Origin of the sequence: Roseixanthobacter liquoris (assembly GCF_043195135.2) — a bacterium.
In the GTDB taxonomy this organism is placed as follows: domain Bacteria; phylum Pseudomonadota; class Alphaproteobacteria; order Rhizobiales; family Xanthobacteraceae; genus NCEH01.
The window spans coordinates 1288729-1312670 of sequence record NZ_CM195537.1 but is presented as its reverse complement, the minus strand read 5'-3'; the positions used below and the strand labels follow the sequence as shown (position 1 = coordinate 1312670).

Below are 23942 nucleotides of genomic sequence, written 5' to 3'. Positions count from 1 at the left end.
GAACTCCCCCTCCCCAGCCCTCCCCCGCACGCGGGAGAGGGGGCAACGGTGAGGAGCGCAGACGGTCGGTGCGACCAGGCTGCAAAGCCCTCTCCCGCGTGCGGGGGAGGGTTGGGAGGGGGAAACCCAAGCCCTGAAGCCGGGCGCTCAAAGAATATAGCGGCTCAGATCGGCGTTCTTCGCCAGATCCTCCACCCGCGCCCGCACATAGGCCGCGTCGATCACGATCGTCTCGCCGGAGCGGTCGGGGGCGGTGAAGGAGAGGTCGTCCAGCACCCGCTCGATCACCGTCTGGAGGCGGCGGGCGCCGATGTTCTCGACCGTCGAATTCACCTCCACCGCCACGTCGGCGATCGCCTCCACGGCATCGAGCGTGATGTCCAGCGTCACGCCCTCGGTGCCCATGAGCGCCACCGACTGCTTGACGAGGCTCGCCTCGGTCTCGGTGAGGATGCGCACGAAATCCGCCCGCGTCAGCGCCTCCAGCTCCACCCGGATCGGCAGGCGGCCCTGGAGTTCCGGCAGCAGGTCGGAGGGCTTGGAGACGTGGAACGCGCCGGAGGCGATGAACAGGATGTGGTCGGTCTTCACCGGCCCGTGCTTGGTGGAAACCGTGGTGCCCTCGATCAGCGGCAGCAGATCGCGCTGCACGCCTTCGCGCGAGACGTCGGCGCCGGAGCGGCCTTCCTTGCCGGCGATCTTGTCGATCTCGTCCAGGAACACGATGCCGTTGTTCTCCACCGCATAGATGGCTTCCACCGTGATCGCCTCCTGGTCGATCAGCTTGTCGGCCTCCTCGGTGACCAGCAGGGGATGGGCGTCCTTGACCAGCACGCGGCGGGTGCGCGTGCGCCCGCCGCCGAGCGCCTTGCCCAGCATGTCGCCGAGCGAGACCGAGCCCATCTGCGCGCCGGGCATGCCGGGAATCTCGAACATGGAGAGGCCCGGGGCGCCGGCCTGGACCTCGATCTCCACTTCCTTCTCGTCCAGCTCGCCGCCGCGCAGCTTCTTGCGGAAGCTCTCGCGGGTGGCGGCGGAGGAGCCCTGCCCCACCAGCGCATCCAGCACCCGTTCCTCGGCCGCGAGATGGGCGCGCGCCTGCACATCCTTGCGCTTCACGTCGCGCACCAGGCCGATGCCGACTTCCACCAGGTCGCGGATGATCTGCTCCACATCGCGGCCCACATAGCCGACCTCGGTGAACTTGGTTGCCTCCACCTTGAGGAACGGCGCGCCGGCAAGCCGCGCGAGGCGGCGGGAAATCTCGGTCTTACCGACGCCGGTGGGGCCGATCATGAGGATGTTCTTCGGCAGCACCTCCTCGCGCATGTGCCCTTCCAGCTGCTGGCGCCGCCAGCGATTGCGCAGCGCGATGGCGACCGCGCGCTTGGCCTTGGTCTGGCCGACGATGTGGCGGTCCAGCTCGGACACGATCTCGCGGGGAGAAAAATCGCTCATGATCTTGGAGGTCTCTTGGTGTTCGGCGCGGCCGACGTCAGGCGCCGACGGTCTCAACGACGATGTTGTGATTGGTATAGACGCAGATGTCGGCGGCGATCTCGATGGCGCGGCGCACGATCACTTCGGGATCCTCCTCCCGGTCCAGCAGCGCACGGGCGGCGGCGAGCGCGAACGAGCCGCCCGAGCCGATGCCCGCGACCCCGGCTTCCGGCTCCAGCACGTCGCCGGTGCCCGTGAGGACGAGGGAAATCTGCGCATCGGCGACGATCATCATGGCTTCCAGCCGGCGCAAATAGCGATCCGTGCGCCAGTCCTTGGCGAGTTCCACGGCGGCGCGCTGGAGCTGGCCGGGATATTGCTCCAGCTTGGCTTCCAGGCGCTCGAACAGGGTGAAGGCGTCCGCCGTGGCGCCGGCGAAGCCGCCGATCACATCCCCCTTGCCGAGCCGACGCACCTTGCGGGCATTGGATTTCAGCACCGTCTGGCCGAGCGTCACCTGTCCGTCTCCGGCGATGGCGACCTTGTTGCCCTTGCGGACGGAGACGATGGTGGTGCCGTAAATGGTATCTGGGGAATGCATGGGGGGCTCCGGTGACGCAGCCTTACTTATGATGTTCCAGCGCGAGCGCAACTCTCACGCTTGAACCGGCGCCTCCGGCGCCGCGATGCGCAGCGCCGGGCCGATGCCCAGCAGCACCAGAACCCCGCCCGCGCCCAGGAACACCGCCGCCGGCAGCGCGGCGAGCAGGCTCGTAAGCAGGCCGGCGATGAACACGCACAGCGCGACGCTGGCGCTGGACAGCCCCATCACCCAGCCCCGCTCGGTCTCGTCCACCGCCCCCGACATGGCGGACAGCAACGAGACGTAGGAAAACACGTTGGCGATGCAGATCAGCACCGCGAGCACCACCTGTCCCGCCGCGCCGACGGGCAGAGCGGTGAGCAGCAGCAGGCCGCCGCAGGTGGCTTCCCCGAAGATCGCGATGCGGCGCTCCTCCTTCAGCCATTTCGACACCGGCGCGTAGCACAGGGCCGAGCCGAGCATGAAGCCGACGCCCATGCCCACCGAGAACAGGCCGATCTGCGCGGTGCTGAAGCCATGGTCGCGCTGCATCACCACCAGGATGAACGTGTAATAGGTGAGGAACCCCAGCTGGAACAGGAAGAAGGAAGCAAGCGGCGCGATCGCCCGCGGGCGGTCCTTCAGGCGCGCGAACAGGAGGAAGGGCTGGCGCCAGTCGAAATGAAAGGCGCGCCGCCGCGTCTCCTCGCCGAAGCGCGCGCGGGCGAGCATCACCGCATTGAAGGCGCACAGCGCCAGGGCCAGGCCGAGCGGCAGGCGGAAATCATAATGGCCGAGCACGCCGCCGATGGCCGGCCCCGCCATCAGGCCCACGGTATTCACCACGGTCACCTGCGCCATGGCATCGCCGCGCGCCTCGGGCGCGACCGCGTCCACCATGCTGGCCTGGGCGATGGGGGCGGTGCCGGACATGAGCCCGGCGACCATGCGGCCGGCGAAGAACAGCCACACATGCGCCAGTTCCAGCGACAGCCACATCAGCCCATAGCCGGCCGCCAGCCCCGCCATGCACACCACCAATGTGCGCCGGCGACCGAGCGCATCGGAGAGATCGCCGAGCAGCGCACAGCCGAAGAAGGCGCCGATGGGAAACAGGGCGAAGGCCAGCGACATCATCAGGTCGCGATTGGCGAGGGTCACCTGCCCGCCGAAGCCCGGCCCGTCGAACAGGCCGACGATGAGCGGATACATCAGCCCGAACGAGAAGATATCCAGGAACACGGCGAGGAACAGTGCACCGTGGCTGCGGAACAGGGCGATCTGCATGCGGCGTCCTTGTGACCGGGCCGAAGCCCTGGGGCGGGACGAGACGCGCGCCGCGCGGCAGAAGTGTCGCGGCAGGCGGCCCGGCTGAAGGGTTAGAGGAGGAAGCGCAGCACCGCCGCCGCAAACGCGCCGGGGGCCTCCACCATGGGACAATGCCCGACCGCGGGAAGTTCCTCCAGCACGCTTGCGGGGATCGCTTGCGCGATCTCCTGCGACAGGGGCGGCGCGAAGATGCGGTCGTCGGCGCCGAACAGCACCAGGGTCGGCGCGCGGATCGCGCCGAGCCGCTCCAATGTACCGGCGCTCGCCGCCGCATCCGCCTGGCGGGCGAAGGCGTCCGCCTCCTGAAGCGGGCCAGCGGCCAGCGCCTGGCGCGCGATCGCCTCCAGCGGCACTGCATCGATGGTGGCGCGGCCGAGGGTGAAGGTGGCGAGCGCCGCAACATAGGTGACGGGATCGGCGATCTCGGTCCGCAGGCGCTTCAGCAGCCACATCACCTCGCGGGTGTAGGGCGTGTTGCGGGCGAAGCTGTTGGCCAGCACCAGCCGGTCCACCCGCTCGGGGGCGAGCAGCGCCAGTTCCTGCGCGATCACCCCGCCGAGCGAATGGCCGAGCACATGGGCCCGTTCAAAGCCCGCCGCATCCATCACGGCCAGCGCGTCGCGCGCCATGTCGGCGGCGCCATAGGGTCCGCTCGCGCGCGCACTTTCGCCGATGTCGCGATTGTCGAACGCCAGCGTGCGCATGCCGCCGAGCAGCGGGCGCGACAGGTCCCAGAACACCCGGTCGGCGGAAAGCCCGCCGATGATCAGCAGCGGCGACCCTTCCCCCGCAACGTCATAGGCGAGCGAGAGCCCCTCACGGGCGGCGAAGCGGGTCATGGCGTGCCTGTCGGCGGGAGAACGGGAAGACGGCGAATGGAAACCGCGCCGCGCGCGGCGTCAAGCGGCCGAAGGGCGGCGGCGCAGCGGCTAATTTACCGTGTGCAGCAGCCAGACGATCCAGCCCACCTCATTGATGAGACCGAGCGCCAGGAACACGGCCTGGAATCGCCCGTTGCTGGAGAACATCGCGACGATGCTCATCAGGATCAGAAACCCGGTGGTGACGCTGTAGGGCCAGCCGAGCGTGAGGAAATAATCCGTCCCCTTGATCCAGCTGTCGATCTGGTCGAGCACTTGCGAGAGCGCGAAAAAGCCGAAGAACCATTTGCGCTTGGCGGCAAAATAGGCGCGATAGCTGGGGTAATCCCCGAGAGTGTCGGGAAACAGCAGCACGCACATGAAATAGAACACGCTGCAATAGGTCAGCAGGAACAGGTACAGCTCGAACGTCCAGCGCGGGACGTTGATGAGGCGGAATTCCCACCACCAGAACATCAGCGCGTTGAGCAGCACCGTCACCGCCCAGCCCAGATGCAGCGGCGCGATCTCGTTCAGCGCGGGGTGCTGGACGAATTTCGCGAACCCGCCCAGCAGGCGGGTGACGCTGAGCCCGAGGATCATCCCCATGACGATGCGCACATGGAAATAAAGCTGCGGGTCGTGGTCCGCGACCATGGGCCTCTCCGCCATGTTTGATGAACCCGCACGCGGCGGTAGAGGGGTGACGGCCCACCTTATAGCCGGAGGTGCGGCACAAAATCACGACGGGCGCCCCGGCACGGCGCGATTTGTCCCGCGCCTGCGGCGCGCGGGACGCGGAAGGACGGAAAAGCGAGGCGCGGCGCGCCCCGCGCGCCGTCACACCTTCGCCATATGGCATTGCAGCACCTTACCTGCTAGAAGGCGCGGCCTTGGAGGAGTTCCATGCGTCAGGCCGAGATCGTTCGCGAAACGAAGGAAACGAAGGTGCGCCTTTCCGTCGATCTAGACGGAACGGGCAAGGCCGCCATTGCAACCGGCATCGGGTTCCTGGACCACATGCTGGACCTGCTCGCGCGCCACGCCCGCTTCGACCTCGACATCAAGGCCGACGGCGACCTGCACGTGGATTTCCACCACACCACCGAGGATGTGGGCATCGTGCTTGGCCAGGCGGTGAAGCGCGCGCTGGGCGACATGCGCGGCATCAATCGCTATGCCGACCTTCACCTGCCCATGGACGAGACGCTGACCCGCGTCGCGCTCGACATTTCCGGCCGGCCGTTCCTGGTGTTTCGCACCGCCTTTTCGGCGCCGAAGATCGGGGAATTCGACACCGAGCTGGTGCGCGAATTTTTCCAGGCGTTCGCCTCCAATGCCGGCGTGACGCTGCATGTGGAGACTCTGTATGGCGACAACAATCACCATATAGCGGAGAGCTGCTTCAAGGGGCTGGCCCGCGCGCTGCGCGCGGCGGTGGCCATCGACCCCGCGGCGGCCGGTGAAATTCCTTCCACCAAGGGTGCCCTGGGCACCTGAGGCGGGCGACGGAGCACGCAACATGGCCATCTGGACCGTCCTGACCAAGGAAACGGCCGGCGATACCGCGCTCGCGGCCGCCGACCGGGTGGTGTTCGTGCGGGAGAAATTCTCCTGGATGGCGCTGCTGTTCGCCCCCTTCGTGCTGCTCGCCCACCGGCTGTGGCTCGCGTTCGGGGCCTATGTCCTCGCCTCGCTGGCGATCGGCCTTGCCGAAGTGCTGCTGCGCCTGCCGGAGGATGTGAGCTTCGTGCTGGGCGTCGGCCTGAACGTGCTGGTGGCGTTCCAGCTCGCCGACCTGCGGATCTGGAAGCTGCGCCGCATCGGCTATCTGGAGGCCGGCACCACGGTCGCCCGCGACATCGACGAGGCGGAGCGGCGCTTCTTCAAATATTGGACCCCGCCGCGCGCGCCGCAGCTCCAGGGCCCGGCGATCCGCCCGCAGCCCGCTCATGCCGCGCCGGGCTTCGGCGCGCCCATCATCGGTTCATTCCCGGAGCCGCGCGCATCATGAATGTGGCCATCGTGGATTACGGCTCGGGCAATCTGCACTCGGCCGCCAAGGCGCTGGAGCGCGCCGCCAACGGCCTCGGCGCCACCGTGATCGTCACCAGCGACCCCGAAATCGTACGCACCGCTGATCGGGTGGTGCTGCCGGGCGTCGGCGCCTTCGCCGATTGCCGGCGCGGGCTCGACGCGGTGGACGGCATGGTGGCGGCGCTGGAAGAGGCGGTGCACGGCCGCGGCCGGCCGTTCCTCGGCATCTGCGTCGGCCTGCAATTGCTGGCCGAGCGCGGGCTGGAACACGGCGTCACCGCCGGCCTCGGCTGGATCAAGGGCGAGGTGGACCGCATCGCCCCGTCCGACCCGGCGCTGAAGATCCCGCACATGGGCTGGAACACCCTGACCCTGGCCCGCCCGCACCCCCTGTTCGAGGGCATTCGCACCGGCGAAAAAGGGCTGCACGCTTATTTCGTCCATTCCTACCAGTTCGTTCTCGCGGACCCCGCAGACCTCGTCGCCACCACCGATTACGGCGGCACGATCACGGCGGCGGTGGCGAAGGACAATGTGGCGGGAACCCAGTTCCACCCCGAAAAGAGCCAGACCCTCGGTCTCGCCCTGCTCGCCAATTTCCTGAAGTGGCGCCCGTGATCCTGTTTCCTGCCATCGACCTGAAGGACGGCCTCGCCGTGCGCCTCGAACAAGGCGACATGGACCGCGCGACCGTGTTCAGCCGCGATCCCGCGTCCCAGGCGGCCGAGTTCGAGACCCTGGGCTTCCGCTATCTGCATCTGGTGGATCTCAACGGCGCCTTCGCCGGCCATCCGGTGAACGCGGCGGCAGTGGATCGCATCCTGGAGACGGTCTCCATCCCGGTGCAGCTCGGCGGCGGCATCCGCGACCATGCCACCATCGAGGCGTGGCTGGAAAAGGGCGTCACCCGCGTCATCCTCGGCACCGCCGCGGTGCGCGATCCGGACCTGGTGAAGGAAGCGGCGAAGGCCCATCCCGGCCGGGTGGCCGTGGGGCTCGACGCGCGCGACGGCCGCGTCGCCGTGCAGGGCTGGGCGGAAAGCTCCGACGTCTCGGTGGAGGACATCGCCCGCCGGTTCGAGGATGCCGGGGTCGCCGCCATCATCTTCACCGACATCGCCCGCGACGGGCTGATGAAGGGGCTCAACCTCGACGCCACCATCGCGCTCGCGGACGTGGTGGACATTCCCGTCATCGCCTCCGGCGGCCTCGGCTCGCTGAGCGATGTGGAAGCGCTGCTGGAGCCGCGGGCGAAAAAGCTCGCGGGGGCGATCTCCGGGCGCGCGCTCTATGACGGGCGGCTTGATGCGCGCGAGGCGCTCCAGCTCATGGCGGGACGGTGAGCCGCATTCATGCCGCTACGGTAGCCGGAAAATTGCGGGCGCAACGCACCATTTTGCCCGCGAAAGATGACATCGGTTTTGAATTCGGCCATAGGTTTGCGCCGCACGCTCGAGTTGTTCCACCATGCTCAAAGTCCGCGTCATACCTTGCCTGGACGTGAAGGACGGCCGCGTCGTCAAAGGCGTTCAGTTCGTCGATCTGCGCGATGCCGGCGATCCGGTGGAAGCCGCGCGCGCCTATGACGCCGCCGGCGCGGACGAATTGACCTTCCTCGACATCACCGCCAGCCACGAGGATCGCGGCACCATTCTCGACGTGGTGCGCCGCACCGCGGAGCAATGCTTCATGCCGCTCACCGTGGGTGGCGGCGTGCGCACGGTGGAGGATGTGCGCACGCTGCTGCATGCGGGCGCCGACAAGGTCTCCATCAATACCGCCGCCGTGAACCGCCGCGCCTTCGTGGGCGAGGCGGCCGAGAAGTTCGGCGAGCAGTGCATCGTGGTGGCCATCGACGCCAAGAAGGTGAGCGCGCCCGGCGAAGCCAACCGCTGGGAGATCTTCACCCATGGCGGGCGCAAGCCCACCGGGCTCGACGCCATCCAATATGCCCGCGAGGTGGTGGACCTCGGCGCGGGAGAAATCCTGCTGACCTCCATGGATCGCGACGGCACCGGCATCGGCTTCGATGTGGCGCTGACCCGCGCGGTCTCGGACGCGGTGCATGTGCCGGTGATCGCCTCGGGCGGCGTCGGCGCGCTCGATCATCTGGTAGAAGGCGTGCGCGACGGCGGCGCCGCGGCCGTGCTCGCCGCCTCCATCTTCCATTTCGGCACCTTCAGCGTGGGCGAGGCCAAGGCCCATCTGGCGCAGGCCGGCCTGCCGGTGCGCCTCGATACCTGAGGCGCCGGCGTTCCATTGGACACGACAATGACTGACGCGCGCGTAACCCTCGCCGATTTGGAGCAGATCGTGGCCGCCCGCGCCGCCGCGACGGCGGAGGCGTCCTATACCCGCTCCCTGCTCGACAAGGGGGTTTCCAAATGCGCCCAGAAGCTGGGCGAGGAAGCGGTGGAAACGGTGATCGCCGCGCTTTCCGAGCCCCCGGCCGCGCTCGTCGCGGAAACCGCCGATCTGCTTTACCATCTCGCCGTCCTTCTCCATGCACGGGGCGTTCCGCTCGATGACGTCCACGCCGAACTCGCCCGACGCACCGCACGATCCGGTCACGACGAAAAGGCCGCGCGACCCCGCGGCTGACGCTTCGACGGCAAGGAGACGCCAGATGGACCAGCAGGTCGATCCCGGCCTTTCGCCCTATCGCACCTTCTCCCGCGAGGAATGGGCGGTGCTGCGCCAGGACACGCCCATGCCGCTGCGGCAGGAGGAGATCGTCCGCCTCCAGGGCTTGAACGACCGGCTCTCCATCAGCGAGGTGGAGGAAATCTATCTTCCGCTCTCGCGCCTGCTCTCGCTCTATGTGGGCGCGACGCAGAAGCTGTTCCGCGCCATGAGCCACTTCCTGGACCACGGGAACAATGGCGACGGCAAGATGCCGTACATCATCGGCGTCGCCGGGTCCGTGGCGGTGGGCAAATCCACCACCGCCCGCGTGCTCCAGGCCCTGCTTGCCCGCTGGCCCAACACCCCGAAGGTGGACCTCGTCACCACCGACGGCTTCCTGCTGCCCAATGCGGTGCTGGAGCGCGAAGGGCTGATGGAGAAGAAGGGCTTTCCGGAAAGCTACGACCTGCCGCTGTTGCTGCGCTTCCTTACCGACATCAAGGCCGGCCGCCGGCCGGTGCGCGCGCCGCTCTACAGCCATTTCTTCTATGACGTGATGCCCGACCAGCGGGTGGAAGTGGACCGCCCGGACATCCTGATCGTCGAGGGGCTGAACGTGCTCCAGACCGGGCGCCTGCCGCGCGACGGCAAGGAGATCCCCTTCGTCTCGGACTTCTTCGACTTCTCGGTCTATATCGACGCGGACGAGGACATTCTCCAGCAATGGTATGTGGAACGCTTCATGCGCCTGCGCTCCACGGCGTTCATGGACCCCATGTCCTATTTCCATCGCTATTCCAAGCTGACGGAGGAGGAGGCGAAGGCGACCGCCCTCTCCATCTGGCAGCGCATCAACCTGCCGAATCTCCAGGAAAACATCCTGCCCACCCGCCAGCGCGCCGACCTCATCCTGCGCAAGGCGGGCGACCATGAGATCGCCGAGGTCAGCCTGCGCAAGCTCTGAGGCCGGGCGCGCGGTGTCGGGATCGGGATCGGGATCGGGATCGGGATCGGGATCGGGATCGGGCACACGGCTGTCGAAACGCCCGGGAGCAACCCTCGCTACCTGCTTACCCCAGGGTAAATTCACGAAAAGGTGACGGGAATTCGCCCGCGCCCTCTGGTGCGACGCACAAGGGCGCCTGTCCGAGGCAAAATTCAATCGTTTCAAAAGAAACGTCGGCGCCGCCCTCCGCCCCTCCCCCTACGTCATATTTTCCAGGCGCCAAGCCGGCTCCCGAACCACCCTCCGCCTCACCCAGCGGCATGCCGCAGCGCGGCATTTACACGGTCCCGATCCGCCCTAGCATCGAAAAAAAAATCAAGTTGGGAGGACCTCTATGCTCGAGTCCAAGGGCACCGCGCGCCTGCGGCGCACCCAGACCCTCACCCTGGTTCTGCTCGTCACCGCCGGGGTGGTGAATTACGTGGACCGCGCCACGCTCGCGGTCGCCAACCCGCTGATCCGCGAGGAACTGCACTTCTCCATCAGCGAAATGGGGCTGCTGCTCTCGGCCTTCCTGTGGGCCTATGCCTTCTCCCAGCTGCCCGCCGGCGCGCTGATCGACCGCTTCGGGCCGCGCCTGTCGCTGACGGTCGGGCTCACCTGCTGGTCGCTCGGGCAGATGCTGGGCGGCCTGGTGCAGAATTTCTGGCAATTCGCCGGCGCGCGCTTCATCCTCGGCATGGGCGAGGCGCCGCACTTCCCCACCTGCGCCCGCATCTCGCGCGACTGGTTCAACATCCGCCAGCGCGGAACGGCGACCGGCATCTGGAACAGCGCCTCCTCGCTCGGCACGGCGATAGCGGTGCCGCTGCTCACCTTGCTGATGCTCTCGTTCGGTTGGCGCTGGATGTTCGTCGCCATGGGCGTCGCCGGCCTTGCGCTGGCGCTGGTCTATTTCCTCGTCTTCCGCAATCCCGAACAGGCGAACCTGACGGCCGAGGAAAAGGCCTTCCTGAAGGAAGGCGATCCGCTGGACGCCCCCGCGCGCGTCACCTGGGGGGACTGGAAGCGCTTGTTCGCCTTCAAGACCACCTGGGGCATGATCGCCGGCTATTTCGGCTGCATCTATGTGACCTGGCTCTACACCGCCTGGCTGCCCGGCTATCTGGAGATCGAGCGGCACTTCACCATTTCGAAGACCGGCTGGGTCGCCACCATCCCGTTCGCCTTCGGCGTGCTCGGCGCGGTCTCGGGCGGGCGCATCGTCGATGTGCTGGCGCGGCGCGGCGTCGATCCCATGATGGCGCGCAAATATCCCATGGCCGGCGCGCTGGTGCTCACCGCCGTGTTCACGCTGATCGCCGCCGAGGCGCCCAGCGATGTTCTGGCCATCGCCTGCATCTCCGCCTCGCTGTTCCTGGTCTATTCCTGCTCCTCGTCCGCCTGGGCCATGGCCTCGGTGGCCGCGCCCGCCAATTGCACCGCCTCCATCGGCTCGGTGCAGAATTTCGGCGGCTATATCGGGGGCGCGCTGGCGCCCACGGTCACGGGCTTCATCGTCCAGGCCACCGGCACCTTCACCCCGGCGCTGATCACCGGCTCGATGGTCGCGCTCGCGGCGGCCATTATCTATTGGATCCTGGTGCGGCAGCCGATCCCGGCCCTGTCCCTCACGCTGCCGGGCAAGGGGCCGGTGCTCGCCGGCACGCCCGCCGAGTGAGAGCGTCACATCCGCCAAACAAAAAGGCCCGGCAATGCCGGGCCTTTCTCGTTTCGGTGTTGCGGGCCGCTCACTCGCCGAGGCTCGGCTCCACGTCGCTGGGCGCCTGGGCGGCCGCCTCTTCGGCGCGCTCGGCGCGGGTGCGATAGCGGCGGCGGCGACGGAAGGGGGCGGCTTCCTCGTCCGTACCGGCGGGCGCCTCGGCTGCGGCGGCCTCGGATGCGGCCGGTGAAGCGGAGGCCTCGGCCGGCTCGGCGGCGGCGCGCGCAACCGGTGCGGGAGCGGGCTCCGCGACAGGGGCGGCGGGCGGGGGCGCATCGGGTGCGGGCACGGCGGCCGCGACCGGCGCCGGCTTGGGCGCCGCGGGCACCTCCTCGAACGGCAGTTCGGCGGCGGGACGCTCCAGAGCGGCGGGCGCGGCCTCCTCCACCGGACGCGGGGCGCGTTCCGCGCGGGCGGGGCGTTCGCGCGCCTCCTTCAGCGGCAGGCCGCCGGTGATGAAGGACGGCAAGCCGAGATCCACCGGGTCGGGACGCTCCTCGCGGGGCGCCCGGGGCGGACGGGCGGCATAACCCTGCTCATCCTCGGCGCGAGGCGCGCGCGGCGGACGCGGTGCATAGCCCTGCCCTTCCTCCTCGCCACGCGGGGCGCGGGGCGGACGGGGCGCATAACCCTGCTCATCCTCGGCGCGGGGCGCGCGCGGCGGACGCGGGGCATAGCCCTGCCCTTCCTCCTCGCCGCGCGGGGCGCGGGGGGGACGGGCGGCATAACCCTGATCGTCCTCGGCGCGGGGCGCGCGCGGCGGACGGGGGGCATAGCCCTGCCCTTCCTCCTCGCCGCGCGGGGCGCGGGGGGGACGGGGCGCATAACCCTGTTCGTCGGACCGGGGGCGATATTCGCGCGGCTGCTGCTGATAGCCTTCGCCCCCTTCTTCGCCGCGACGCTGATAGCCGCCCTGGCGATTGTCCCGGGGCTGGCGATCCTCGCGCGGCTGGCGATCGTCCCGCGGCTGGCGATCCTCGCGGGGGAAGCGGTCGTCGCGCGGCGGGCGGGGCTGGAACTGCGCCTCGCGCGCATAGGGCTGCTGCTGCGGCTGGGGCTGCTGGCCCTCGCCGGCCGCATTCTCCTCGCTGTCCTCGTCCTCCTGGTCCTCATTGCCGAAGCCGGGCTGCGGCTGGGGCGCGAACTGGCCCTGCAGGGAGGCGATCAGGCGCATGTAATGTTCAGCGTGCTGGAAATAGTTTTCCGCGGCCACATGATCGCCCGAGGATTGGGCATCGCGGGCCAGCTGGAGATATTTCTCGGCAATGTGATGGGCGGTGCCGCGCACCTTCATGTCCGGGCCGTTGGACTCATAGACCCGCGTCAAGGGGTTGGAGCCGCGGCGATTGTTGTTATTGTTATTATTGTTGTTGTTATTGTTATTGTTGTTACGGCCGCGCGGACGCTTCTGCTGACCATTTCTCATCTGAATCGTTCTCTACTCGCTCGGCGCTCAATCGCCGTTCTGCGTCCGGTCCGCTCGGACGGGTGCCGGAAAGGCGCCCGCCGCGGCCGGGTTCAAATCCGTCGGGGTGTCGTCAACCACGACCGCAGGCTGCGCCCGCGTTCGTTCCAGCTCCACACTTGGTATTAGTTCGGATCTGTTCGACCATGAGCCCCGTTCCGCGCCAAACGCGCGGCCAGCCAAGCCATTTCCCTACGCTACCGTGGGCGGTACACCCGTTCGCGGTGAGCGTGCGAGACAGTGGGTATTCGATCGTCCCGTGAAGGAATGCCGTGGCGCAACATCGGTGCACCATCAACTTTCGCCTGCCACACCCCCGAAACAAGGTTCCAGTTTCAGGCGCGGGCCTCAACCATGCGGACCGAAGCCCCGGTACGATTCCTGCCAAGGACACTAGCCAGTTCGCTTAGCCCTTCCAAGCGGTTTTTTCGCGGCGACGCCTCAAATCCCCGCTGGCGCCCGGCCGGTCGTCCGCGTCCGGCGGCCCGGTTCAGGGCGCCCGCAGCACCAGGGCGCGGGGAATTCCGCCCAGGTCCGGCCGCGCGGGGGCCCCCGCGATCAGGCCCCGATCGCGGGCCAAGGCCGCGACGTCGCGCTCCTGGCCGATGCCCAGTTCGAGCACGGCGATGCCCCGCGGCGCCAGCAAGCGTGGCAGTGCAGCAAGAATCGCGCGATAGGCATCGAGCCCGTCGGCGCCGCCATCCAGCGCCGGCGCGGGATCGAACAGGCGGACCTCGGGCGCCAGCGCCGGCAGGTCGCCGCTCGGAATATAAGGCGGGTTGGACACCACGAGGTCGAACGGGCCCTCCAGATCCTGCGCCCAGTCGCCGATCCGCACCACGCTGCGGGGGGCGAACCCCAGTCGCGCCAGATTGTCGCGGGCGGTGCGGGCGGCCCCGGCGGAGCGGTCCACGCCCACGCCGAACGCCTGCGGCAGCTCGCTCAGCAGCGCCGCGAGAATGGCCCCGCTGCCGATGCCGAGGTCCAGCAGCCGCAGGCGCTCCGCGCGCCGCCCGCCCAATGCGGCCAGGGCCGCTTCCACCAGGGTCTCGGTATCGGGCCGCGGCACCAGCGTCTCGTCCGAAAGGCGGAACGGCAGGCTCCAGAATTCCTTCTCGCCGAGGATGCGCGCCACCGGCTCGCCGGCAAGCCGCCGGTCCACGCACGCCTCGGCGGCGGCAAGCGCGGCGGCGTCAACCGGCGCGTCGGCTTCCAGAACCAGATCGGCGGTCGCCACCTGAAGCGCGTGCGCGAGCAGCAGGCGGGCGTCGAGGTCGGCGTTCTCGACCCCGGCGGCCAGCAGCCGGGCCGCGAGCGCGCGACGCGCCGCCGCGCGGGTCGGGGCGCCGGCCCCGGCCATGCTCAATTGGCGTCCGCCGAGGCCATCAGCTCGGCCTGATGCTCGGTGACGAGCGCATCGATGATCTCGTCCAAGGCGGTGCCCGCGATCACTTCCTCCAGCTTGTAGAGGGTGAGGTTGATGCGATGGTCGGTCACGCGCCCCTGCGGGAAATTATAGGTGCGGATGCGCTCGGAGCGATCGCCCGAGCCCACCTGTCCGCGCCGATCCGCCGCGCGGCCGGCCTCCTGGCGCTGGCGCTCGCCGTCCAGCAGGCGCGAGCGCAGCAGCGCCATGGCGCGCGCCTTGTTGCGATGCTGGGAGCGCTCGTCCTGCACCGCCACCACGAGGCCGGTGGGCAGATGGGTGAGGCGCACCGCGCTTTCGGTCTTGTTCACATGCTGGCCGCCGGCGCCCTGGGCGCGATAGACGTCGATGCGCAGATCGCTTTCGTTCAGCTCCACGTCCACTTCCTCCGCCTCCGGCAGCACCGCGACGGTGGCGGCGGAGGTGTGGATGCGGCCGGAGGTCTCGGTCGCCGGCACCCGCTGCACGCGATGCACGCCGGATTCGAATTTCAGCCGGGCGAAGGCGCCGCGCCCGTGGATGGCAGCGATCACTTCCTTATAGCCGCCCATGGTGCCCTCGCTTTCCGAGAGGATTTCCACGGTCCAGCCCTTTTCGGCGGCATAGCGGGAATACATGCGGAACAGGTCGCCGGCGAACAGCGCGGCCTCGTCGCCGCCGGTGCCGCCGCGCACTTCCAGAATGATGCCGCGCTCGTCCATGGCATCCTTGGGCAGCAGGGCGAGGCGGACCGCCTTCTCCAGCCGCTCGATCTCGCCGGTCAGCCGTTCCTGCTCGCTTTCGGCAAGCGCGCGCATTTCCGGGTCGCCGCCCGCTTCCGCCGCGAGGTCGCGCGCTTCGGCAAGGCCGCGCTCGGCGGCCTTCAGCGCCTGCACCTGCTCGACCACCGGGGTGAGATCGGAAAATTCGCGCCCGAGCCGCACATATTCGTCGCCCTCCGCGCCGGCGGAAAGCAGCGCCTCCACCTCGCGATGGCGGGCGACCAATTGTTCGAGCTTGGCGAGGGGCAGATCACTCATCGGCTGAGGCGATGCACACGCAGGAGGAGGCGTTCAAAGGAAAAGTCCGCTCTGTTCGGCGAAGGTCCGCAGCGCCGCGCGCACATCCACCGTGCCGGTCGTGTCCGCCAGCAACGGCAGCAGGATGGCGCGGGCGGCCTCCACGTCGAGCCGCAGCAAGGTGGACTTCACCGGGCCGATGGCGGCCGGGGACAGGGACAGCGCCCGATAGCCGAGGGCGGCGAGGGCGATGGATTCCAGCGGCCGCGAGGCCAGCTCGCCGCACAGCGTCACCGGCTTGCCGTGGCGCGCGCCGGCCTCAGCCACCATGCGGAAGGCGCGCAGCGCCGCCGGCGAGAGCGGATCGAACCGTTCCGCGACCCGCACGTTGGCCCGGTCCGCGGCGAACAGGAACTGCACCAGGTCGTTGGAACCGACGGAAAGGAAATCCACCCGCGAGAGGATTTCGTCCAGCTCGAACAGGAGCGAGGGCACCTCGACCATGGCGCCGACAAACACCCGCTCCGGCAGCACATGGCCGTGCTTGCGCAGATGGGTCAATTCGCGCTCCAGGATCGCCTTCGCCTGGTCGAACTCGCCCGCGGTCGCGATCATGGGGAACATGATGCGCAGCTCGCGCCCCGCGCCGGCGCGCAGCAGCGCCCGCAACTGGCTGCGCAGCAGGCCGGGCCGATCCAGGCCGAGGCGGATCGCGCGCCAGCCGAGCGCCGGATTCTCCTCCTCCACGGTGCGCATGTAGGGCAGCACCTTGTCGCCGCCGATATCCAGCGTGCGGAAGGTGACCGGCCGCCCGGCGGCGGCGTCCAGCACCGCGCGGTACAGGTTCAGCTGTTCCGAGATGCGCGGGAAGGTGGAGGCGATCATGAACTGGAGTTCGGTGCGAAACAGGCCGATGCCGGAGGCGCCGGTCTCCGCGATATGCGGCAGGTCCACCAGCAGGCCGGCGTTCAGATGCAGGTCCACCTGCACCCCGTCGCGGGTCACCGAGGGCAGATCGCGCAGCGCGGCATATTGCGCCTGCCGGCGGGCGCGGAAGCGCGCCTTCTCGGCATAGGCCGCCTCGACATCGCCGGGCGGGCGCAGGTGCACTTCGCCGGCCTGGCCGTCCACGATCACCGGATCGCCGGGATCGGCAAGGCCGGCGGCATTCTCCACCTGCCCGACCGCCGCGATCCCGAGGGCCCGGGCGACGATGGTGACGTGGCTGGTGGTGCCGCCTTCTTCCAGGATCAGGCCGCGGATGCGGGTGCGATCATAGTCCAGCAGCGCGGCCGGGCTCATGTTGCGCGCCACCAGCACCGCGTTTTCCGGCAGGTCCGTCCGATCTGCGCTGCGGCCGCGCCCGGTCAGTTCGCGCAGCAGGCGATTGGCGAGATCGTCGAGATCGTGCAGGCGCTCGCGCAGATAGGGGTCGGAGGCGCGCATGATGCGGGCGCGCGTGTCCGATTGCACGCGCTCCACCGCCCCCTCCGCCGTGAGGCCGGACAGCACCGCCTCGCGCATGCGGTGCATCCAGCCCCGATCGTGGGCGAACATGCGATAGGCTTCGAGGATCTCGCGATGCTCGCCGGCCTTGGAGAGGCCGTCATCCTCCAGCAGCAGGTCGATGGAGGCGCGCAGCTTGCCGATGGCGCCGTCGAGCCGCACCACTTCCTTCTGCACGTCGTCGGCGATCACATTGGTGACGACGATGCGCGGCTCGTGCAGCACCACATGGCCGAGGCCGAGGCCGTCCGCGAGCGCGATGCCGGTGAGATGCAGCGGCCGGCGCACCGCCGGTTCCGCGCCCGGCTTGGCGAGCGCGGTCAGCTCGCCCGAGGCAATCATCTCCGCCAGCACCATGGCGGTGGTCTGGAGCGCCTCGATCTCCTCTTCCGCATAGGTGCGGCGGGCGCGGTTCTGCACCACCAGCACGCCCAGCGTGTTGCCGGCCCGCAGGATCGGCACGCCGAGGAAGGAATTGTAGATTTCTTCGCCGGTTTCCGGGCGATAGGAATATTCCGGGTGATGCTGGGCGTCGGACAAGGCGAGGGATTCCGCCTCGCGCGCCACATGGCCGACGAGGCCCTCGTCCACCCGCATGACGGTCAAGTGAACCGCATCGCGGTTCAGACCTTCGGTGGCGTACAGCTCAAGCGTCTGGTCCACGCGCAGCACATAGACCGAGCACACCTCCGCCACCATGTTGGCGGCGATCAGGACAACGATCTTATCCAGGCGGTCCTGGGCGCTGACCGGCTCCGCCATGACCTCGCGGAGACGTCTTAACAGCACCCGAGGCCCGCCGAGCGCGCCACGCATCGGCCGCATCCTTCAAGAGTTGCGAGGCGTTCTCACCTCGTATGACCGCCGATGAACCCGCCCCCGCAGTCTCGATTATCAGCTATCGAGACCGTATAGCGAATGGAGAGTCCGCACCGCAAGTTCGGTATAGGCGGCGTCGATCAGGATCGAAATCTTGATCTCCGACGTGGTGATGGCGCGGATGTTGATTCCCTTGCCCGCCAGCGCCTGGAACGCCTGCGCCGCGACGCCCGCATGGGAGCGCATGCCGATGCCGATGACCGACACCTTGGTCACGTCGGTTGCCCCTTCCACGACCTCGAAACCGATGGAATCGCGGGCCTTTTCAAGAGCCGCCAGGGCCCGGTCATAGTCTGCGGCGGGCACCGTGAAGGTGATGTCCGTATAGCCGTCGGCGGACACGTTCTGCACGATCATGTCCACATTGATATGGGCCTCGGCCAGCGGGCCGAACACGGCGGCGGCGATGCCCGGCTTGTCGGCCACGCGGCGAATGGACACCTGCGCCTCGTCCTTGGCGAAGGCGATGCCGGTCACCACCTGCGATTCCATCTGGTTTGCCACGATTTCCTCCTCGTCGCAGATCAGCGTGCCCGCCGCCTCGACCGTGCTCATGTGGGGGGCGTCGGGATCCTCGAAGCTGGAGCGCACGAAGGTACGCACCTTGTGCACCATGGCCAGCTCCACCGAGCGGACCTGCAACACCTTGGCGCCCAGCGACGCCATTTCCAGCATTTCCTCGAACGCGATGCTCTTCATGCGCTTGGCGCGCTGCACGACGCGCGGATCGGTTGTATAGACGCCGTCCACGTCGGTATAGATGTCGCAGCGCTCCGCGCCGATGGCCGCGGCGAGCGCCACCGCGCTGGTGTCCGAGCCGCCGCGCCCGAGCGTCGTGATGCGCCCCGAGGGCAGGTGCACGCCCTGGAAGCCGGCCACCACCGCCACCTCGCCCGCGTCGAGCGCCGCGCCCAGCGCCGTGCCATCGATCTCCAGGATGCGGGCGGAGCCGTGGGCGTCGTCGGTGGAAATCGGCACCTGCCAGCCCTGCCAGGACCGGGCGCTCAGCCCCCTGGCCTGAAGCGCGATGGCGAGGAGGCCCGACGTCACCTGCTCGCCGGACGCCACGACGGCATCATATTCGCGCGGATCGTGCAGGGTGGAGGCCTCGCGGCACCAGGCGACCAGTTCATTGGTCTTGCCGGACATGGCGGACACCACCACCACCACGCTGTAGCCGGCCTCCACCTCGCGCTTCACATGGCGCGCGACATTCTGGATGCGTTCGATCGTGGCGACGGACGTGCCGCCGAACTTCATGACAAGCCGAGCCATGGCTCGCGTTCTCTCTAAACAGGGGCTGTGGGATCGGGGTTCAGCCGGCATCCAAACCGCCGGGGGCCGTCATCGGCGAAAGCGGGGTGCCGCGCTCGCGTTCAGGCGCGCATCATTTTCGCGCGCATTTGCCCAGGCCTCGCCACGGGGCGCGGTGTGGAACACAGATGATGGCGGCCGTCTGGCACATTCCCTAATCCTCCCCGCGCCCGGTTGAACGACACGGGTTCTCGAAAGTGGCCGCCTCCATAGCGCTCCCGCACGCTTCGGGCAACTGCGGCGTTGCCCGCCTCTCGGCGCCGTGCCTCTCTGGGTTCTCTATGCCTTGCGCATCTGCTCCAGGAACGCGCGCACCTCCGCGCCGTCCACATCCTTGGCGATGAACGCCTCGCCGATGCCGCGCACCAGGATGAAGGTCAGCGCGCCGCGGCTCACCTTCTTGTCCTGGGCGATCAGCATCATCAGCCCGTCGGTGTCCGGCAGGTCGCCCGGCACGTCGGCGATGCGGGTCGGCAGGCCGAGGGCTTCCAGATGGCGCGTGGCGCGCACCACATCCTGTCCGTTGCACAGGCCGAGCCGCGCCGAGAAGGCGAACGCCAGCGCCATGCCGATCGAGACCGCCTCGCCGTGCAGCAGGCGGTTCGAGAAGCCGGCCCCCGCCTCCAGGGCATGGCCGAAGGTGTGGCCGAGATTGAGCAGGGCCCGGTCGCCGGTTTCCTTCTCATCGCGGGCGACGATGGCGGCCTTGGCGACGCAGCTGGCCGCCACCGCCTCCACCCGCGCGTCGCCCCCGGCCAGCACCTCGGCGCCGTGCGCCTCCAGCCAGCCGAAGAAGGGCGCATCGCCCAGAAGGCCGTATTTGGCGACTTCCGCATAGCCCGCGCGCACCTCGCGGGGCGGCAGCGTGTCGAGCGCGGCGGTGTCCGCCACCACCAGCACCGGCTGATGGAACGCACCCACCAGATTCTTGCCCTGGGGGGAATTGATGCCGGTCTTGCCGCCCACCGAGGAATCCACCTGCGACAACAAGGTCGTCGGCGCCTGGACGATATCCACCCCGCGCCGCACCACGGCGGCGGCGAAGCCCGCGAGATCGCCCACCACCCCGCCGCCGAGCGCCAGAACCAGGTCGCGCCGCTCGATGCGGGCCGCGATCAGCCCCTCGGCGACCTGCTCCAGCCCCTTGTAGCTCTTGGACTTCTCGCCCGGCGCCACGATCACGGCGGAATGGGCGATTCCGGCCTCGTCGAGCGCCGCCTCGACGGTGCCGAGATGCCGTTCGGCCACATTCTCGTCGGTGACGACGGCCACGCGCGCCCCCGGCCGCAGGGCGGCGATGCGGGCGCCGATCCCGGCGAGCAGGCCCGGGCCGATGGCGATGTCATAGGGCCGGCCGGCGAGATCGACCCGCACGACGCGCGCCGCCTCCGCGCGGTCGATGGGGAGGGAAGCGGCGGAATGGCTGGTCATGGGGTCTGGTCCTGGATCGGCGCAAGATGGCGCGTCACGGCGGCGATCACGTCTTCCACCACAGTTTCATGAACGACGTCGCGGGATTCCACTCGCACGTCGGCCAAAGCATAGATGTGCCCGCGCGCGGCCAGCAAGGCGGCGAGCTTGGCTTCCGCATCGCCTTGGGCGAGCAGCGGCCGGTCGTTGCGCTTCTTCACCCGGCGCAGCAGGGTGTGAAGGTCCGCCTCCAGCCACACCGAGACGCCGGCCAGGGAGATGGCGGCGCGGGTGTCCGCGCTCATGAAGGCGCCGCCGCCGGTGGCGATCACCATGGGGCCGGATTGCAGAAGGCGGGCCACAACCCGCTGCTCGCCCTCGCGAAACTCGGCCTCGCCGCGCTTGGCGAAGATTTCCGGAATGCTCATGCCGGCGGCGCGGACGATTTCCTCGTCCGCATCCACGAACGGCAAGGCGAGGCGCTTGGCGAGGCGACGGCCGACGGAGGATTTCCCCGCGCCCGGCATCCCCACCAGCACGATGGAACGGCGCCCGAGCAAGCCCACGAGGGCACCGTTCGGCGCCGGTTCCGGCATCGCCCCCGGCTCTCGCTCGCTCTCGCTGCTCAAAGATACCTCCGTCCGCACGCGTGGCTTCAAAATGGGCGCGAAGCGCGAAAAAAGCGCACTAGCATTGCCGTGGCGGGGGGGCAATGGCGGTTGAAAGAGAGGCGCGCGCATGTCACCTGTGCAGAGCGCAGCGCCGGCCGGCGATTCGCGTCGAACCCAGGCAAGGCAGAACGCAGGTAAATCGCACCGTGCCCAGTCTGATCCGCCTCCTGGCGGCGATCGCCATCCTCGTGGCCCTGGTTTATGGCGGTGCCTATTGGCTCGCCAACAAGGTCGAACCGGCAACGCGGGATGTGACCATCACCGTCCCCAACGACCGTTTCCAGAAATGAGACCCGGGCGATGACCCGGGCCGGCATCCCCCGCACCGGCCTTTCCGGCAGCGGGCCGCTGGCCCTGTTTCTCGACATGCAGGCGGTGGAGCGGGGCGCCAGCGCCAATACGCTCGATGCCTACCGCCGCGACCTCGAGGATTTTTCCGCCTTCCTCGCCGCGCGCGGCGAAACCGTCGCGGCCGCCGCCACCCCGGTGCTGCGCGCCTATCTCGCCGATCTTTCCGCACGCGGCTTCAAGACCACCACGGTGGCCCGCCGGCTCTCCGCGATCCGCCAGCTCTACCGCTTCCTCTATGCGGAGGGCCATCGCAGCGGCGATCCCGCCGCCGTCCTGGAAGGGCCCAAGCGGGCGCGTCCCTTGCCCAAGGTGCTGAGCGTGGAGGAGGTGGGCCGGCTGATCGACACCGCCCATGCCCGCGTCGCCGCCGCCGAGGGCGAGGGCGAATCGCTGCGCCGGCTGCGGGTCGCCTGCTGCATCGAGCTTCTGTACGCCACCGGCCTGCGCATCTCGGAACTCACCGCCCTTCCCGCCACGGCCGCGCGCAGCCGCACGGATGCCATCGTCGTCACCGGCAAGGGCGGCAAGGACCGGCTCGTGCCGCTGAGCGGACCGGCGAAGGCGATCATGGCGGCCTATCTGGACGCGCGCCGCGCCGCCGGGCTGGATGCCTCCAAATGGCTGTTTCCCACGGCTGCGAAATCCGGCCACGTCACCCGCCAGCAGGCCGCGCGCGAGCTGAAGGACCTCGCGATCGCGGCCGGCCTCGACCCGGCCAAGCTCTCGCCCCACGTGCTGCGGCACGCCTTCGCGAGCCATCTGCTGGCCCACGGGGCGGACCTGCGGATCGTCCAGACCCTGCTCGGCCATGCGGACATCTCCACCACCCAGATCTACACCCATGTGCTGGACGAGCGGCTGAAGCAGATGGTGCGCGACCTGCACCCGCTCTCCGAAGGCTAGGACCCATCGACATTCAGGGCCTGACGCCATGGCAGCAGCGCTGCGCCCGGCACGGGCTTGTCCGGGCATGACGGCCGGTGAAAGAAAGACAATGTGCCCATCTGCCGCCAGGCGCCTCGACCCTAGACCCCGCCGCTGAATGTCGATCCGTCCGGGACGCGGGGCATTGTGCCGCCGTGGCGGGAAAACCCCCGCTTGCCCCTTTCATCATGCCGGGCCGGCGCCTATATTCAACGCGCTGGCGCAAGCCAGATATGGCGATAAATGGTTGTCGGAATAAGCCTTTCGGACCCGGGGGCAGTACCCGGCGCCTCCACCAGAACCCGTGATTTCGCAAGGCTTTGCGGGTTGCGGCGGGGGCGAAATAGGATCGACGAGGGTGTAAAGGGCTTTCTTTCGCTCGGCATGGTTCCGCCGATATCGGGCCGACCTATAGTTGCGAATGACAACTATGCTCCGGTTGCCGTTGCCGCGTGAGCGGTAAAGGTACCGAAATAAAAGTCCTACCGGGTAGCACTGGCTAGGCGGGGTTCGGAGGCACCTGGCAACAGAAGCCTCCACTTCTCCTCAGGGCCGGCCGGACCTTCGGGGAAGGGGATGGGTCTCATGGGCGCGACGGACGGGCGGCATGCCTTCCGCGGCGCTTAAGCCTCGTCTGCAACGGGCACCGGCCGCGAGCACCGCACCCCATGTCTTCGGTCGATCATATCCGGTACGATCTTCTGGCGCAGGAAGCCCTGCGTGGCGTCGTGCGCCGCGTGCTTTCCGACGTCGCCCGCGACGGATTGCCGGGCGACCATCATTTCTACGTCTCCTTCGATCCCCGCGCCCCCGGCGTGCGGCTCTCGCAGCGCATGCGCGAGAAATATCCCGAGGAGATGACCATCGTGCTCCAGCACCAGTTCTGGGACCTGAACGTGAGCGAGCACGCCTTCGAGGTGGGCCTCTCGTTCGGCGGCATTCCCGAGCGGCTGCTGGTTCCGTTCTCGGCCCTCAAGGGCTTCTTCGACCCCTCGGTGAGCTTCGGCCTCCAGTTCGAGCTGGCCGGTGGCGAGGAGATCGAGGCGGCGGGCGAGCATGCCCCGGCCGAAGCGCCCACCCGCCTGCCCGGCGCCGGCGCCTCGGTGCGTCCGCTGCGCGGCGCGGGGTCCGAGCCCGCGCTCGCCAGCGCCAAGATCGGCGGCGCCAAGGGCGAAGGGGAGCAGGGCGACGGCGTGCTCGCCATGAAGTCCATCGCCCCCGAGATCGCCAGCGCCACCAGCAAGGTCTCCGCCCAGGACACGTCCCCGGATGCGGCCAAGGGCGGCGCCGAGGATGCCGGCAAGGGCGGCAAGGAGGCTGCGAAGGACACCGCCAAGGATGCGGCCAAGGACGACCGCCCGGCCGGCGGCGCCGAAGTGGTCCGGCTCGACGTCTTCCGCAAGAAGTGAAGCGGCG

The 23942-nt window shown here is 68.8% G+C and carries 23 protein-coding genes and 1 other RNA gene; 12 read left to right on the top strand and 12 right to left on the bottom strand.

Annotated elements, in window-relative coordinates; genetic code table 11:
- Positions 1–147: 147 nt before the first annotated feature.
- The 5 genes from hslU to V5F84_RS05930 form a co-directional block, all read right to left on the bottom strand.
- On the bottom strand, positions 148–1458 hold the full coding sequence (gene hslU / locus V5F84_RS05950) for an ATP-dependent protease ATPase subunit HslU (protein WP_394042357.1): 1311 nt from the start codon (positions 1456–1458) through the stop codon (positions 148–150).
- 37 nt (positions 1459–1495) lie between these two features.
- Positions 1496–2041, bottom strand: coding sequence for an ATP-dependent protease subunit HslV (gene hslV / locus V5F84_RS05945; protein WP_394042358.1), 546 nt, complete (start codon positions 2039–2041; stop codon positions 1496–1498).
- Positions 2042–2095: 54 nt separating this feature from the next.
- Positions 2096–3310 carry an MFS transporter gene (locus tag V5F84_RS05940; protein WP_394042359.1) on the bottom strand — a complete coding sequence of 405 codons (1215 nt, stop codon included), beginning with the start codon at positions 3308–3310 and terminating at the stop codon, positions 2096–2098.
- A 92-nt stretch (positions 3311–3402) separates the two neighbouring features.
- Positions 3403–4191 carry an alpha/beta fold hydrolase gene (locus tag V5F84_RS05935; RefSeq protein WP_394042360.1) on the bottom strand — a complete coding sequence of 263 codons (789 nt, stop codon included), beginning with the start codon at positions 4189–4191 and terminating at the stop codon, positions 3403–3405.
- Positions 4192–4281: 90 nt separating this feature from the next.
- On the bottom strand, positions 4282–4869 hold the full coding sequence (locus V5F84_RS05930; protein WP_394042361.1) for a hypothetical protein: 588 nt from the start codon (positions 4867–4869) through the stop codon (positions 4282–4284).
- Between the two features lie 249 nt (positions 4870–5118).
- On the opposite strand from V5F84_RS05930, the gene hisB reads away from it, so the two are divergent.
- From hisB to V5F84_RS05890, 8 genes are all read left to right on the top strand, one after another.
- Positions 5119–5712 (top strand): imidazoleglycerol-phosphate dehydratase HisB, encoded by a 594-nt coding sequence (gene hisB / locus V5F84_RS05925; RefSeq protein ID WP_394042362.1) that lies wholly within the window; start codon positions 5119–5121, stop codon positions 5710–5712.
- Between the two features lie 22 nt (positions 5713–5734).
- Entirely contained in the window at positions 5735–6226 is a 492-nt protein-coding gene (locus V5F84_RS05920) for a DUF2628 domain-containing protein (RefSeq protein WP_394042364.1), read from the top strand.
- Positions 6223–6867 (top strand): imidazole glycerol phosphate synthase subunit HisH, encoded by a 645-nt coding sequence (hisH, locus tag V5F84_RS05915; RefSeq protein ID WP_394042366.1) that lies wholly within the window; start codon positions 6223–6225, stop codon positions 6865–6867. The genes V5F84_RS05920 and hisH overlap by 4 nt, the downstream gene beginning before the upstream one ends.
- Complete coding sequence (gene hisA / locus V5F84_RS05910) at positions 6864–7592, top strand: 1-(5-phosphoribosyl)-5-[(5-phosphoribosylamino)methylideneamino]imidazole-4-carboxamide isomerase (protein WP_394042367.1); 729 nt, start codon at positions 6864–6866, stop codon at positions 7590–7592. The genes hisH and hisA overlap by 4 nt, the downstream gene beginning before the upstream one ends.
- Before the next feature lie 124 nt (positions 7593–7716).
- The gene (gene hisF / locus V5F84_RS05905; RefSeq protein ID WP_394042368.1) at positions 7717–8493 is read left to right on the top strand and encodes an imidazole glycerol phosphate synthase subunit HisF; all 777 of its coding nucleotides are present in this window, start codon (positions 7717–7719) and stop codon (positions 8491–8493) included.
- 27 nt (positions 8494–8520) lie between these two features.
- The gene (locus tag V5F84_RS05900; RefSeq protein WP_394042369.1) at positions 8521–8850 is read left to right on the top strand and encodes a phosphoribosyl-ATP diphosphatase; all 330 of its coding nucleotides are present in this window, start codon (positions 8521–8523) and stop codon (positions 8848–8850) included.
- Between the two features lie 25 nt (positions 8851–8875).
- Entirely contained in the window at positions 8876–9838 is a 963-nt protein-coding gene (gene coaA, locus V5F84_RS05895; RefSeq protein ID WP_394042370.1) for a type I pantothenate kinase, read from the top strand.
- Positions 9839–10214: 376 nt separating this feature from the next.
- Positions 10215–11540 carry an MFS transporter gene (locus tag V5F84_RS05890; RefSeq protein WP_394042371.1) on the top strand — a complete coding sequence of 442 codons (1326 nt, stop codon included), beginning with the start codon at positions 10215–10217 and terminating at the stop codon, positions 11538–11540.
- A 70-nt stretch (positions 11541–11610) separates the two neighbouring features.
- On the opposite strand, the gene V5F84_RS05885 is transcribed toward V5F84_RS05890, so the two are convergent.
- From V5F84_RS05885 to V5F84_RS05855, 7 genes are all read right to left on the bottom strand, one after another.
- Complete coding sequence (locus V5F84_RS05885) at positions 11611–13008, bottom strand: DUF4167 domain-containing protein (protein ID WP_394042372.1); 1398 nt, start codon at positions 13006–13008, stop codon at positions 11611–11613.
- Positions 13009–13537: 529 nt separating this feature from the next.
- Entirely contained in the window at positions 13538–14407 is an 870-nt protein-coding gene (gene prmC / locus V5F84_RS05880; RefSeq protein ID WP_394042373.1) for a peptide chain release factor N(5)-glutamine methyltransferase, read from the bottom strand.
- A gap of 2 nt (positions 14408–14409) precedes the next feature.
- On the bottom strand, positions 14410–15492 hold the full coding sequence (gene prfA, locus V5F84_RS05875) for a peptide chain release factor 1 (protein ID WP_394042374.1): 1083 nt from the start codon (positions 15490–15492) through the stop codon (positions 14410–14412).
- 33 nt (positions 15493–15525) lie between these two features.
- Positions 15526–17793, bottom strand: coding sequence for a phosphoenolpyruvate--protein phosphotransferase (gene ptsP / locus V5F84_RS05870; protein ID WP_394042375.1), 2268 nt, complete (start codon positions 17791–17793; stop codon positions 15526–15528).
- A 78-nt stretch (positions 17794–17871) separates the two neighbouring features.
- Positions 17872–19131 carry an aspartate kinase gene (locus V5F84_RS05865; protein WP_394042376.1) on the bottom strand — a complete coding sequence of 420 codons (1260 nt, stop codon included), beginning with the start codon at positions 19129–19131 and terminating at the stop codon, positions 17872–17874.
- Between the two features lie 318 nt (positions 19132–19449).
- Positions 19450–20601 carry a 3-dehydroquinate synthase gene (aroB, locus tag V5F84_RS05860; RefSeq protein ID WP_394042377.1) on the bottom strand — a complete coding sequence of 384 codons (1152 nt, stop codon included), beginning with the start codon at positions 20599–20601 and terminating at the stop codon, positions 19450–19452.
- Positions 20598–21209, bottom strand: coding sequence for a shikimate kinase (locus tag V5F84_RS05855; protein ID WP_394042378.1), 612 nt, complete (start codon positions 21207–21209; stop codon positions 20598–20600). The genes aroB and V5F84_RS05855 overlap by 4 nt, the downstream gene beginning before the upstream one ends.
- A 188-nt stretch (positions 21210–21397) precedes the next feature.
- On the opposite strand from V5F84_RS05855, the gene V5F84_RS05850 reads away from it, so the two are divergent.
- The 4 genes from V5F84_RS05850 (at position 21398) to V5F84_RS05835 (ending at position 23935) form a co-directional block, all read left to right on the top strand.
- A complete protein-coding gene (locus tag V5F84_RS05850) occupies positions 21398–21541 on the top strand; it encodes a histidine kinase (protein ID WP_394042379.1) in 144 nt (47 codons plus the stop codon).
- 10 nt (positions 21542–21551) lie between these two features.
- Positions 21552–22505 (top strand): site-specific tyrosine recombinase XerD, encoded by a 954-nt coding sequence (locus V5F84_RS05845; RefSeq protein ID WP_394042380.1) that lies wholly within the window; start codon positions 21552–21554, stop codon positions 22503–22505.
- A 198-nt stretch (positions 22506–22703) separates the two neighbouring features.
- Positions 22704–23067: a transfer-messenger RNA gene (gene ssrA / locus V5F84_RS05840) on the top strand.
- A gap of 127 nt (positions 23068–23194) precedes the next feature.
- The gene (locus V5F84_RS05835; RefSeq protein WP_394042381.1) at positions 23195–23935 is read left to right on the top strand and encodes an SspB family protein; all 741 of its coding nucleotides are present in this window, start codon (positions 23195–23197) and stop codon (positions 23933–23935) included.
- Positions 23936–23942: the final 7 nt, after the last annotated feature.

Excerpts from the sequence above, each read along its gene's own strand:
- V5F84_RS05845 (WP_394042380.1), top strand. The coding sequence starts at position 21,552 with ATGACCCGGGCCGGCATCCCCCGCACCGGCCTTTCCGGCAGCGGGCCG.
- ptsP (WP_394042375.1), bottom strand. The coding sequence starts at position 17,793 with ATGCGTGGCGCGCTCGGCGGGCCTCGGGTGCTGTTAAGACGTCTCCGC.
- V5F84_RS05835 (WP_394042381.1), top strand. The coding sequence starts at position 23,195 with ATGTCTTCGGTCGATCATATCCGGTACGATCTTCTGGCGCAGGAAGCC.
- V5F84_RS05935 (WP_394042360.1), bottom strand. The coding sequence starts at position 4,191 with ATGACCCGCTTCGCCGCCCGTGAGGGGCTCTCGCTCGCCTATGACGTT.
- V5F84_RS05885 (WP_394042372.1), bottom strand. The coding sequence starts at position 13,008 with ATGAGAAATGGTCAGCAGAAGCGTCCGCGCGGCCGTAACAACAATAAC.
- hisF (WP_394042368.1), top strand. The coding sequence starts at position 7,717 with ATGCTCAAAGTCCGCGTCATACCTTGCCTGGACGTGAAGGACGGCCGC.
- coaA (WP_394042370.1), top strand. The coding sequence starts at position 8,876 with ATGGACCAGCAGGTCGATCCCGGCCTTTCGCCCTATCGCACCTTCTCC.
- prfA (WP_394042374.1), bottom strand. The coding sequence starts at position 15,492 with ATGAGTGATCTGCCCCTCGCCAAGCTCGAACAATTGGTCGCCCGCCAT.
- V5F84_RS05920 (WP_394042364.1), top strand. The coding sequence starts at position 5,735 with ATGGCCATCTGGACCGTCCTGACCAAGGAAACGGCCGGCGATACCGCG.
- hisB (WP_394042362.1), top strand. The coding sequence starts at position 5,119 with ATGCGTCAGGCCGAGATCGTTCGCGAAACGAAGGAAACGAAGGTGCGC.
- V5F84_RS05890 (WP_394042371.1), top strand. The coding sequence starts at position 10,215 with ATGCTCGAGTCCAAGGGCACCGCGCGCCTGCGGCGCACCCAGACCCTC.
- V5F84_RS05940 (WP_394042359.1), bottom strand. The coding sequence starts at position 3,310 with ATGCAGATCGCCCTGTTCCGCAGCCACGGTGCACTGTTCCTCGCCGTG.
- prmC (WP_394042373.1), bottom strand. The coding sequence starts at position 14,407 with ATGGCCGGGGCCGGCGCCCCGACCCGCGCGGCGGCGCGTCGCGCGCTC.
- hslV (WP_394042358.1), bottom strand. The coding sequence starts at position 2,041 with ATGCATTCCCCAGATACCATTTACGGCACCACCATCGTCTCCGTCCGC.
- hisH (WP_394042366.1), top strand. The coding sequence starts at position 6,223 with ATGAATGTGGCCATCGTGGATTACGGCTCGGGCAATCTGCACTCGGCC.
- V5F84_RS05865 (WP_394042376.1), bottom strand. The coding sequence starts at position 19,131 with ATGGCTCGGCTTGTCATGAAGTTCGGCGGCACGTCCGTCGCCACGATC.
- V5F84_RS05930 (WP_394042361.1), bottom strand. The coding sequence starts at position 4,869 with ATGGTCGCGGACCACGACCCGCAGCTTTATTTCCATGTGCGCATCGTC.
- V5F84_RS05900 (WP_394042369.1), top strand. The coding sequence starts at position 8,521 with ATGACTGACGCGCGCGTAACCCTCGCCGATTTGGAGCAGATCGTGGCC.
- aroB (WP_394042377.1), bottom strand. The coding sequence starts at position 20,601 with ATGACCAGCCATTCCGCCGCTTCCCTCCCCATCGACCGCGCGGAGGCG.
- hslU (WP_394042357.1), bottom strand. The coding sequence starts at position 1,458 with ATGAGCGATTTTTCTCCCCGCGAGATCGTGTCCGAGCTGGACCGCCAC.